The organism is Buttiauxella sp. (assembly GCF_035271705.1).
Taxonomy (GTDB): Bacteria; Pseudomonadota; Gammaproteobacteria; order Enterobacterales; family Enterobacteriaceae; genus Buttiauxella.
Genome location: NZ_DATERI010000057.1, coordinates 1 through 12363, shown reverse-complemented (window position 1 = coordinate 12363; position 12363 = coordinate 1). Strand labels below are relative to the sequence as shown.

At 48.9% G+C, this 12363-nt stretch carries 8 protein-coding genes; 7 read left to right on the top strand and 1 reads right to left on the bottom strand.

Going from position 1 to position 12363, the window contains the following annotated elements:
• Window positions 1–283 precede the first annotated feature (283 nt).
• Window positions 284–1735 (top strand): tagaturonate reductase, encoded by a 1452-nt coding sequence (locus tag VJY99_RS04940; RefSeq protein ID WP_324116878.1) that lies wholly within the window; start codon window positions 284–286, stop codon window positions 1733–1735.
• A 109-nt stretch (window positions 1736–1844) separates the two neighbouring features.
• On the opposite strand, the gene dsbG is transcribed toward VJY99_RS04940, so the two are convergent.
• Window positions 1845–2609: a thiol:disulfide interchange protein DsbG gene (gene dsbG, locus VJY99_RS04935; protein WP_324116876.1), complete on the bottom strand. Its 765-nt coding sequence runs from the start codon at window positions 2607–2609 to the stop codon at window positions 1845–1847.
• 225 nt (window positions 2610–2834) lie between these two features.
• Here dsbG and VJY99_RS04930 point away from each other — a divergent pair, with 225 nt between their 5' ends.
• The 6 genes from VJY99_RS04930 to VJY99_RS04905 all read left to right on the top strand — a co-directional run.
• Window positions 2835–3122 carry a VF530 family protein gene (locus tag VJY99_RS04930; RefSeq protein WP_324116874.1) on the top strand — a complete coding sequence of 96 codons (288 nt, stop codon included), beginning with the start codon at window positions 2835–2837 and terminating at the stop codon, window positions 3120–3122.
• A gap of 58 nt (window positions 3123–3180) precedes the next feature.
• Entirely contained in the window at window positions 3181–3450 is a 270-nt protein-coding gene (locus VJY99_RS04925) for a hypothetical protein (protein WP_324116872.1), read from the top strand.
• Window positions 3451–3664: 214 nt separating this feature from the next.
• Window positions 3665–4255 carry a YSC84-related protein gene (locus tag VJY99_RS04920; RefSeq protein ID WP_324116869.1) on the top strand — a complete coding sequence of 197 codons (591 nt, stop codon included), beginning with the start codon at window positions 3665–3667 and terminating at the stop codon, window positions 4253–4255.
• Between the two features lie 242 nt (window positions 4256–4497).
• Window positions 4498–5673, top strand: a complete 1176-nt coding sequence (locus tag VJY99_RS04915) for a methyl-accepting chemotaxis protein (protein WP_324116868.1) — start codon at window positions 4498–4500, stop codon at window positions 5671–5673.
• 133 nt (window positions 5674–5806) lie between these two features.
• Window positions 5807–5971 carry a YnfU family zinc-binding protein gene (locus tag VJY99_RS04910; protein WP_221200547.1) on the top strand — a complete coding sequence of 55 codons (165 nt, stop codon included), beginning with the start codon at window positions 5807–5809 and terminating at the stop codon, window positions 5969–5971.
• Window positions 5972–6157: 186 nt separating this feature from the next.
• A partial coding sequence (locus tag VJY99_RS04905) for a glucoamylase family protein (protein ID WP_324116866.1) occupies window positions 6158–12363 on the top strand: 6206 nt, incomplete at its 3' end.

Here is a 12363-nt window from a genome sequence, read left to right as displayed (position 1 = left end):
GTATTGGCCTTGCGGCAACGTTACCGGAAAAACAGACGCTGCTCGATACATTTAACGCACAGCTCGCGAAAGCCGATGAGTACTTGTATCTGTCTAAACGCAATGGGCGCAATCAGACCAGCACGGCAAACAGTTAACCAGACAACGGCAAGAGTTGTTGTACCAAAAAAAATTGGTATAACAACTCTTGTTTGATCAAAACGGGGTTTCACTTCGTTGAGTTCTGATAATTTGGTCAGGATATTTTTGGTCGTTCATCCTGTACCCACCAAGGAACAACATAGTGAAAACTCTTAATCGTCATGATTTCCCTGGCAATCAATATCCTGAACGTATTATCCAGTTTGGTGAAGGCAACTTCCTGCGCGCTTTCATCGACTGGCAAGTCGATTTGCTTAATGAACATACGGACTTAAATGCGGGCGTGGTTATCGTACGTCCGATCGACAGTGCATTCCCACCGTCGTTATCAACCCAGGATGGGCTTTACACCACGGTGATTCGTGGCCTGAACGAGCAGGGCGAAGCAGTAAGCGACGCGCGTCTGATTCGTTCAGTGAACAGAGAAATCAACGTCTATCAAGAGTACGACACCTTCCTTAAACTGGCACATAACCCTGATATGCGTTTTGTGTTCTCCAACACCACCGAAGCGGGTATCAGCTACCACGCGGGCGATAAATTTGAAGATGCGCCAGCGGTAAGTTATCCCGCTAAACTGACTCGTTTACTGTTTGAACGTTTCAGTCACTTCAACGGTGCTGCGGATAAAGGTTGGATGATCATTCCTTGCGAACTCATCGACTATAACGGCGATGCGCTGCAAGAGCTGGTACTGCGTTACGCCCAGGAATGGGCACTGCCAGCAGCATTTATTCAATGGCTGAACGACGCTAACACATTCTGTTCAACATTGGTTGACCGTATTGTGACGGGTTACCCACGTGATGAAGCGGCCGACATTGAAAATTCTCTGGGCTATAAAGATAGCTTCCTGGCCGCTGCGGAACACTTCTACCTGTTCGTGATTCAGGGTCCTGCGTCGCTTGCACAAGAGTTGCGTCTGGATAAACTTTCACTGAACGTGTTGATCGTTGATGACATCAAACCTTATAAAGAACGCAAGGTTGCGATCCTCAACGGTGCTCATACCGCGCTGGTTCCGGTTGCCTATCTGGCGGGTTTAAATACCGTTGGCGAAGCGATGAACGATGCCGAAGTCTGTGGCTTTGTGGAAAAAACCATTGCTGAAGAGATTATTCCGGTACTGGATTTGCCGCGTGACGAATTACGCTCATTTGCCCAGGCCGTCACCAGCCGTTTCCAGAACCCGTATATTCAGCACCAGTTGTTGTCTATCGCGCTTAACGGCATGACCAAATTCCGCACCCGTATTTTGCCGCAATTGCTGGCAGGCCAGCAGGCAAGCGGAACTTTACCTCCACGTCTGACTTTCGCGCTGGCGGCACTGATTGCGTTCTATAAAGGCGAGCGCAATAACGAAAGCTATCCTTTGCAGGATGACGAGCATTGGTTGGTCCGTTATCAGCAGCTGTGGACGTCACTTGGCGACAAACAAATCACTGAGCAACAGCTGGTTGAAACCGTGTTAAGCGACAGCGATCATTGGGGCCAGGATTTGACTCAAGTCCCGGGTCTGGTGGCGAAAGTTAGCGAAGATTTGCAGGTTATTTTAAGCCAGGGCATGCGTGCTGCTGTAGCGCGTTACTGCTAAGTATCAAACATCTGGGGAAGTGGTGGATGACGCTCGCGCTTATCCACCGTACAAAACCTTGATAGCGTGCCCGTAGACATCGTTTACGGGCATTTTTTTCGGGCGACGATTACTTATCGTCACCCATAATGGTTTTCATGGTTTTTTCATCGGGCAGACCTTGATGTTGTTGCAGGCGCCCCTCTTTATTCAGGTAATAAATAGACGGTGTCGCGCTGCCCCCCAGTTCATCCATCAATGCCAGATTTGCTTCCAGTGCTGTGGTGATTTCAGGTTTGATGGTCGCAGGAATATTCAACGCCATTTTGCCCTTGCTGTTCTCATACTCCGCCAGTGTTTTGGCCGGATCATCAGACATCATAATCGCGGCAGCTTTTTGACCGCTGTCCGGACGTAACATTCCGACCATCAATATACGCAGTTGTACTTTGCCGGAGTTCAGCCACGGCTGCGCATTTTGCCAAAACTGGGTGCAATACGGGCAATAAGGATCGGCAAAGGCGTAAACAACCTGTGGGGCATCCGCTTTACCTGCCGCAATCCAGTGATTCTTCTCGAGTTTTTGCCACATCTCTTTGGCCATAGGTGCATAAACCCATTTCTCTACCTGAGCATCGCTGAGATTTTTACCTGTGGCATCCACCAGATTACCCATGATCGCGTGCTGTTTATCTGGGGTGAGGAATACCGTCGTGCCTTGTCCCTGTAATTCCATCACGTAGCCTGGCAAATCACCCGGACCTTTAAATTCACCTTTCAGTTCAAACCCTTGTTGCTGTAAGGCACTAATCGGGGCAGGGAGTTGAGTCTCCGCTGCCAGTAACGACGTGCTGGTCAACAGGGCGAGCGACAGAGTCCATAGTGCATGTTTCATTACGTTATCCTTTTCATACTCTTGATGAATGTATGCCTGGGTAGGCTACATGCCGTACACCTGGAAGGAAAGCTATCGATTATCCCTGTCATACTTCAAGTTGCCTCTTTGTTGGGTTCGTTCCCTTGCGGCCTCAATGCAACTCGAATTATTTTGGGTATTGAAAGATGAATGGGCATTAATTTGTTATCGTATGCACAATTATTCAGATTTATTGGACATATTATGACCCACTCATCAACAGACCCTCTGCACGGCATGACACTTGAAGCCATTGTGAATGCTTTAGTTGCGCGTTTTGGATGGGAAGAGCTAGCGAAACGGATCAACATTAACTGTTTTAAAAGTGATCCAAGCGTTAAATCCAGCCTCAAGTTTCTGCGCCGTACCCCGTGGGCCCGTAAAGAAGTCGAAGATCTGTATCTCGACTCTTTAGAAGAAATGGTCACTCAAAAAGAGATCCCGGCTGATAGCCCTTGGGCGAACTGGCAGAGCAAAAAAGGGCAGGAATAACCTTTTGGCAATCAGCACGGGTTTCTGGAGTCGGGGTAAGCGTTGAGGAGAATTACGTATGGAAAAGTACGTTTTTTATGTCAAAGGCGAGGCCACTAAAGTTTTTGCCAGCAGTACGCTGTCGAAAGAGGACATCCAAAAGCTAAAACAAGATGGCTTTAAAAAATATCCGCTGACCTTTGAAGCTGAAAGCAAGCAAGAAGCCATCGACAAATTAAATGAAAACACCCGCGACAATATGGATTCCTTAGGTGGTTTTACCGCCACTATCGTTTTTATCTCAATATTTTCGGTTATTGTGTTCGCCCTTATTTACCTATTCAATTGAGTCTTTCCAGCTGGATGAGGTTGCGTAGGGGGTAAACAAAAAAACACAAATGTGCAATCTTTGATTTATTCAAAATTAAACTAAACAGCCAACTCTATAGCACAAAAAAATCAACCGCAATGTCGACCATGTCATAATATTCGCACTCTTATTCTCGGTTTACATGTTATATTGTTTGTTTAGTGACCGATTCTTAAAATGGATTAGAATTCACATGCATTTAAAAAAAATACTTCTTATTGCGGTTTTAGCCATTGCGGGTTGTAGCGCTAAAGGTGATACAGCAAGCCAGCAGCGTAACTCTATCCAACAAATGCGTATAGATACGTTAACGAAATTGTATAAAGTTCATCCTGAAGCGCGTAGCCAAATCCTTAAGTCTAAAGGGTATGCGGTATTCTCTAATAACAGCAGTAAAATACTGACATTTGGATTTGGCAGTGGTTATGGCGTGGTGAAAGATCATAGAACAGGCAAAGACACCTATATGAAAATGGCTCAGGCAGGAGCGGGTGTTGGGCTAGGCGTTAAGCAATTGCGCACGGTGCTGGTGTTCAATGACAGCAAAGCACTGAGCGACTTTGTCAAGAATGGCTATATTGTCGGTGCCGATGCAAATGCTGCGGTAAAATATGATGATAAAGGTTTACCCGCAGTGAATGCGTCTACAAGTGCAGTTGCACCAAGTTCGGTAGAGTTGCCTAAGGGGCTTTACGTTTATGAACTCACGGAAAAGGGCCTTGCTGCGCAGGCAATGATAAACGGCTACAAATACTGGCCGGATGATGCGCTAAACGCGAAGTAACAAAGATAAGTAACAGGCCTTAGAAACAGGTCTAAGAAACAAATCAAAAACGGTGCCGGGTGCATCGTTTTTTTTCATCTTTTTCCTCAGTCTTTGCAACTAATTTGATGAGGTAATGAAGCGTAAACAACCATATGATTTTCTTATAGCAGCATTTAGATTCGATTTTAATTGCCTACTGAATTTATCAAAAATATTACCGATAAACCTAAGTACCGGTTGAATGTGTTATAGGTGTGAGAATGTTTAGAAATTACAGCGTAAGAACAGTAATTATTGCTTTTACCGCCTTATCAATTGCGCTAATGAATTTAATGGCATTCCTGCTATCAGCAAATATGAATGTTTTACTTATGCTGAATGTGGTTGGAATCGTTTTGCTTATAACCTTATGGTCTTACATGACCCAGTATCTTGTCAGGCCAATTAATGAGGTTAAAAGAAATATCGATGAAATAAATGCAGGGAATTTATCAATTTCTCTACGTGAGTTTGGTAACAACTGTGCAGGGAAACTGATTCCAGGAATAAACAGCCTTGCGAAGGAAGTCTCCAGCCTGGTTAAAGATATAAGAAAGTCTTCACATTCAGCCAGCGTAATATCTGGCACTCTCGCCAACCAGAGTGCGGAACTCTCGGTAAAAACAGAACAACAATCGTCGATGCTGATGCAAACTGCAGCGAGCATGGAGGAGATATCCGCAGGGACTAAGAGCAACGCAGAGAATACACGGCAATTAAACACCATCACCAGTGAAGCCCATAAGTCTGCGGGGCATGGCAGTGAGCTGATGCAAAAACTCACTGAAAATATGGTCTCGATTACTGACTGCTCCAGGAAAATGACAGAAATCATTAGCATAATGGATGGGATCTCCTTCCAGACAAATATCCTGGCGTTAAATGCCGCAGTCGAAGCCGCCAGAGCAGGTGAGCATGGTAAAGGATTTGCTGTTGTTGCCGGTGAAGTCAGGATATTAGCGAAAAAAAGCTCAGATTCCGCCAATCATATTAAGTCATTAATTGAACAAACTAATATTAATGTGATGCAGGGCGCGAAACTGGTATCTGAAGCTGAAAAGAATATGCACGATATTGTTTCGGGTTCAGACGATCTTAATGTGCTGATGGAACATATATTTATTTCAACCCAGGAGCAGGAAAAAGGCATCCATCAAATCACTCTCGCTTTATCGGAGTTGGAAAAAGTCACCCATGGTAATGCGGCCGTGGTTGTAGAACTGGCTCACTCCTCGGATGTGCTTAAAGACCAGGTCGTTGAGTTGCAAAAAAGAACCAGCAACTTACGTCTGGGTGATGAAGAACGTGTGGTCACTGCTACCATGCCACCAAAGACACCGTCTAAACCGTTGAAGCCGTTAAAACAGGCAGATGAAGGGCACTGGGAAACATTTTAATTCAGCGTTTTAAAGACTCAATTACCTTTGCTGTAGCCATATCCGCCCGAAGACATCTGCCACAGGATAACTTGTGCGCTATTTGTTCAGGGCGTGATACGATGAACCTCATTCATTGAAATGGCTAATCATCATGTCCCTCTTAGATTACGCAATGAAGCGCTTCGGTAACGCGGCAAATAGTTCGGTGACATGTCCTATCTGCGGAAGCAAATCCTCACATCCCGCAAACAAAGTTCGCCTGGGGCAAACGCTGCTCTGTCCAAAATGTAAATCACTGTTCGTTATACCGCGATAACTCACACTCCCTAAAGCCGCTATCCGAAAAGCTGCATCGTAGGAACGAACAAATTTTAACCTATACTTTAGAAAAGAATCTAGCAGCTGTTAAATCCCTGATGCCTGACACCCCATCCTGAGAGAACTTTTCTGATCTGATTGAACAACTGCTTCTGCGCGTTCACTTCGCCTGTCGAGCAAATTAATGAAATTAAATCTTAAACAGTGGTTTACCTCGAGTAAGCCACTGGATATTCATTCTGAAACGCCTGGTTGGCAGCCCGCTGGACCCGCTAATGAAAGTCCAATAAAAGCGGAGTTATTCTCTGCTGCGCAAATGGAACGTTATGGCCAAAAACTGGCGCGTTCCCATAAGTTATCCCCCGCTAAGATGCCGTATTATTTACTGAAGCGTCTGGAAGAAAATGAAGCTGTCATTACCCGCAACTGCTATCTGCTCAATGCCGGAGAAAAATCGGGTATTACCCCTGCGGGTGAGTGGTTGTTGGATAACTATTATTTGATTGAAGAGCAGATTCGTGTCGTTCGCCATCATCTGCCAAAGAACTTTGGCAAAGGCTTACCCCCGCTGACTCCACCCCATAATTGCCCACGCATCTATGATATTGCTTCTGAAGCGATTGCTCACGCCGATGGGCGCTGGGAAGCCAGCAGTCTTACGAGTTATATCGCAGCTTATCAGCAGGTTACACCATTAACGCTCGGTGAGCTTTGGGCTCTGCCAGGGATGCTGCGTCTGGCACTGATTGAAAATTTAAGTCGTGTCAGTATTGAAGTAGCGGAAGCACAAAAAGAACGTAATTTGGCCGATGTTTGGGTGACACGAATTTTTGAATGCGCCGAAAACACGCCTGCAGATTTGATTATGGTCATTGCCGATATGGCGCGTTCCCGCCCGCCATTAAGCAGCGCGTTTGTCGCTGAACTGGTTCGTCGCTTACAGGGGCGGGGCAATATGCTCTCTTTGCCACTGACCTGGGTTGAACAGCGGCTGGCGGAAACTGGCGTCACCACCGATTACCTGATTCATCGGTTTAACCAACAGCTCGCCGCAAGCCAACTTTCCGTCAGTAACAGCATCGCCGGTTTGCGCCTGCTGAGCGAAACTAACTGGGCTGATTTTGCCGAAGCCATGAGTCTGGTGGAACAAACGCTACGGGAAGACCCGTCGGGAATTTACCCGGCGATGCATTTTGATACCCGAGATCACTATCGACATATTATCGAAATCCTTGCACGCCATAGCCGTTCCAGTGAACCGGAAGTGGCGCGGCACATTCTGGGAATGGCGCGATCGACGGATCCTGCAACCCCCGCACATCATGTTGGCTATTACCTGATTGGTGAAGGGCGAGTAGAGCTCGAACAACAGCTTAGGGCAAATACGTCGCGGATAGTTCGTCTGCGCCACGCTTTTAATCAAACTCCGTTGCTTAGCTGGCTGGGTAGCCTAAGCCTGTTAACGACGGCATTCAGTGCCGATATTTTAGCGCGTACCTATGAACACGGCCTGAACTGGCCACTGTTACTGCTGGCTGTACCGCTAGTCGTGATCGTTAGCCAGTTAGCCATCAACTTACTCAGTGAGACCACCACCCGTTTTCGCGCGCCTATGCCCTTGCCGCGGATGGATTTCTCAACCGGCATCCCCGCGGAATTTTGCACCATGGTGGTGATTCCTTGCCTGCTCACCAGCCGCGCCGGCGTCGACAAACTTGTCAATAGTCTTGAGATTTGCTATCTCGGCAACAAAACGCCCAATCTCTACTTCGCGTTGCTGACCGACTTTGCCGATTCGACGCAGGAGAACTCAACGGGAGACAGCGACCTTCTGCACTGGGCCGAAGCGCAAATGCAGAATTTGAATCGCCGCTACGCGCCAGTTTTGCAGCCGCTGTTCTTCCTGCTTCATCGCTCGCCGCAGTGGAATGAACAGCAAGGCGTGTGGATGGGTTATGAGCGCAAACGCGGAAAGTTGTCGATGCTGAACAGTTGGCTACGCCAACCCGCAGATCAATTCTCTGAAGTACACAACAATGCCATTAGCCCACCGAGCGGGGTGAAATATGTGATTACGCTGGACAGTGATACGGTGCTGCCCCGCGATACGGCACATAAACTGGTCGCGACGATGGCGCATCCGCTCAATCATCCGATTTTTGATCCAGTAAAACAACGCGTCGTGAAAGGGTACGGTATTTTGCAGCCAGGGCTTGCAGAAGAAATCCCGCGCAACGGGCAAGGGCGTTATGCGGAAATGTGCAGCAGCGTGCCGGGTAATGACCCGTATTCGATGATGTCGTCAGATATCTATCAGGATCTGTTTGGCGAAGGGTCGTTTGTGGGTAAAGGGATTTATGATGTCGACACCTTTGTGCAAGCCACACAGAATACTTGCCCGGAAAACTTAGTCCTGAGCCATGACTTGCTCGAAGGGTGCTATGCCCGTTCGGGGTTGCTCAGTGAAGTCCTGCTCTATGAACAATATCCCAATAATTATCTGACTGATGTTTCACGGCGAACCCGCTGGATCCGCGGTGACTGGCAGCTTCTTAACTGGCTGAAATTTAAAGTCAGAAAGGCGGATGGTACGCATGATAAAAGCCCGCTGAGTACACTTTCTCGCTGGAAATTACTGGATAACTTACGTCGCAGTCTGGTGGCTCCGTCATTACTGATGCTGTTGTTTTGCACCCTGTTACTGGTGCCCAATCCTCTTTACTGGCTCGGTGTACTGGCGATTGTACTGCTACTCCCGACAGTGTTGGTGATAGCCCAGGATCTGATTAATAAACCTGCCCGCAGACCCTTCCTGCAGCATCTGATGTTGGTTTCAGTTGGGGGACTCAAACGCCTGATGCGCATTGGCCTTGGGTTTGCAGCACTGCCCCATGAAGCGGGATATTCACTGCAAGCCATTATAGTGACGCTATGGCGGCTTGGGGTCAGTCACCACAACCTCAATCAATGGGCCAGTTCTGACCAAAGTACCGAGAGCAGCAAAGCATCATCGCTACGCTTTTATCGGGTGATGTGGCTGAATGTGATTTCAGGTATCGCGCTGATTGTGCTCGCCATATTACTGGCGCCGATGCTGCTATTTTTTGCCGTACCGGTGGGTTTGCTGTGGAGCCTGGCGCCCGCATTATTAAGTTGGTTAAGTCGGGAACCTAAACGCTACACTGTCACGTTTAGCGCCGATCAAAAACGTCTGCTGCGACAAAGTAGCCGCGAGATTTGGGCCTTTTTTGAAACGTTTGCCACGGCCAAAGAAAACTGGCTACCGCCGGATAACTTCCAGGAAATACCGCAGCCGGTGATTGCCCATCGCACGTCGCCGACCAATATCGGTTTGTCGCTGATGGCCAATTTGACGGCATGGGATTTCGGCTACATCCCCCAAGGGGACATGCTCCAGCGTATAACGCTCACGCTCGACACGCTGGATAAAATGGAGCATTACCGCGGCCATTTGTATAACTGGTACGACACTCGCACTTTGCAGCCGCTTAATCCACGTTATATCTCCAGTGTGGATAGCGGCAATATGGCCGGGCATTTGCTCACGCTAAGTGCCGGTTTAACTGAGTTGCGTAACCAGCCGATTCTCAATTGCACCCAGCTGTTAATGGGCATCGACGACACCTTACAAATCCTCGAAAAAACCTGGGGGCAGAATGCGCCTACGGGTTTGCGCCAGTTACGCAACCATTGCAACACAGCCCTTACACTTGCACCGTCGTTACTGTTTGCCGAACTGAAAAATATGCGGGCGCAAAGCAATCGTCTGCATGCACTTTGCAGCCATGAAAATCAGCAGGTGCGCCGCTGGGTGGATATTATTCAGCACCAGTTAGTGCTTGTCTGTCACGAATGGACGAGTTTACTCAGTTGGCTTCCGTCGAGCTGGGGAAACGACCCGCTTCCCGCGCTCTCCTGGCTTGCCCAGGCAAAACACACCGGCGAAGGAACGCCTTCGGAATCGGCTATCCGCCTGGCTCGTACCCGGCTGGATATTATTACTGAACTGGAACAGCGCCTGCAGGAACACGCGCGGATGGATTTTGTCTTCTTGTATAACGAAGTGACCAGCCTGCTTAGCGTGGGTTACAACTGCGACAATAATAAGCTCGACAACAGCCATTACGACCTTCTGCCATCGGAAATTCGACTCACCAGTTTTCTGGCGATTGCCACTAACCAACTGCCGCTGAAAAGCTGGTTCGCGCTAGGGCGGTTGTTTACGACCATTGATAACGAAACCGCGCTGATGTCCTGGAGCGGCTCCATGTTTGAATACCTGATGCCAAACCTGGTGATGCCGACTTATCCCGGGAGTTTACTCGAGGAGATGAGCCAGTCGGCGGTGAAACGCCAGATCGACTGGAGCAAAGAGCGGGGCGTGCCGTGGGGGATTTCCGAGTCGGGTTACTACTCTTTTGATGTGCTGCAAAATTACCAGTACCACGCGTTTGGTGTACCGGGACTTGGCTTGCGAAGGGGGCTTGCCGATGACATGGTCATTGCGCCTTATGCAACGATGATGGCACTAACGATTTCGCCTCATAAAGCCTGCGAAAATCTGCTGAAACTAGAGAAAAGCGGTGCACGCGGCGAGTATGGTTTTTACGAAGCGCTGGATTACACACCGTCGCGCCTCGCCAGTGGCCAAATGTACGCGGTGGTTCGTTCGTGGATGGCGCACCATCAGGGGATGGCGTTCCAGGCGCTGTCACATGTGCTGCTGGGTGCACCGATGGTGGACCGCTTCATGTCCAGCCCCGCGTTTCAATCGGCGCGTCTTTTATTACAAGAGCGCGTTCCTGATGCCGTAGAACTTTACAGTCCGCGTCGACACTTCGAATCCCATGAAGGCGTATTGCAACCTGCCCAGTACGAGATTCGCGAATTTACTGACGTGAATAGTCTTATTCCCGAAATTCAGTTGCTGTCCAATGAAGACTATCACTTGATGATTAGCCAGTCCGGCGGTGGGTACAGCCGTTGGAAAGATTTGGCGCTCACCCGTTGGCGCAGTGATGCGACGTGCGATAACTGGGGCGTATTTTGCTATATCAGCGATCCGGTAACCGATGAAGTGTGGAGCAATACCTGGCAACCACTTGGCGAGCCTGTTAGCCAGTACGACGCCGTATTTACCGACGCAGGTGCAGAATTCAAACTGATGGCTGGAACAATCAATGTGAAAACGCAGATTGTTGTCTCACCAGAAGATGATATTGAGCTGCGCCGAGTCACATTACTGCATCGTGGGCGTCTACCGCGCACGATAGAACTGACCACTTACGCTGAAGTGGTTCTGGCGCCTTTTAACAGTGATTTGGCACATCCGGCGTTCAGTAATTTATTTGTTCAGACTGAACTTGTTCAGCAACACAATGCCATTCTTTGCCACCGACGTCCGCGTTCACCGAATGAAAGTTGCCCGTGGCTGCTTCATACCATGGTGGTGCATGGGCAGACGCAAAATCAAGCCACGTTTGAAACCGATCGGGCAAAATTCCTTGGGCGTGGAAGAACACCTGCTAATGCGCAGGCGACGGAGCAAAGCGGTTCGCTCAGTAACAGTGTCGGGCCGGTGTTAGATCCGATTCTGGCCATCCGCCAGTCAATTGTGTTGCAACCGGGCATACCCGTTACCGTCGACATCATTTATGGCGTGACGGAAAGCCGCCAGCATAGCCAGGCGCTCATTGAGAAATATCACGACCATCCGATAGCTGATCGTGTATTTGAACTGGCGTGGTCACATAGCCAGATTGTGTTGCGCCAGATTAATGCCAACGAAGATGACGCCACGCTGTTTAACCGCCTCGCAAGTGCTGTGCTGTTCCCCGGCCCCGAACTGCGGGCGGACGCCAAAACCCTGGCGCGAAATCGTCGCGGGCAGTCTGGCCTATGGGGTTGGTCTATCTCGGGTGATTTGCCGATTGTCATTCTTAATGTCACCAGCGATGAAAGTATCTTGCTGATTACCACGATGATTCAGGCACACCATTACTGGCGACTCAAAGGGCTTGCGGTGGATCTGGTTATCCTCAATGACAGCCAGGGCGGTTACCAACAAGAGTTGCAGAACCAGATTGTTGAATTAATTGTGGCAGGTTCTGAAGCCAGCCAAATGGACAAACCCGGCGGCATATTTGTGCGTAATGGCGAACATATGTCGGCGGAAGACCGACTGTTGTTGCTGAGTGTGGCGCAAATCGTACTGGATGACCGGACGGGTAGCCTGAAAGAGCAGTTAAACCAACGGTTGCAGGTCACCTTCTCCTCGCAGCAGGCCTTTGTGCCGAATACGGTGCGGCCTGTCAATCAACACGATCCCTGGCAGCCTGATACCCAGCCGCTGGTCTATTTTAACGGTCG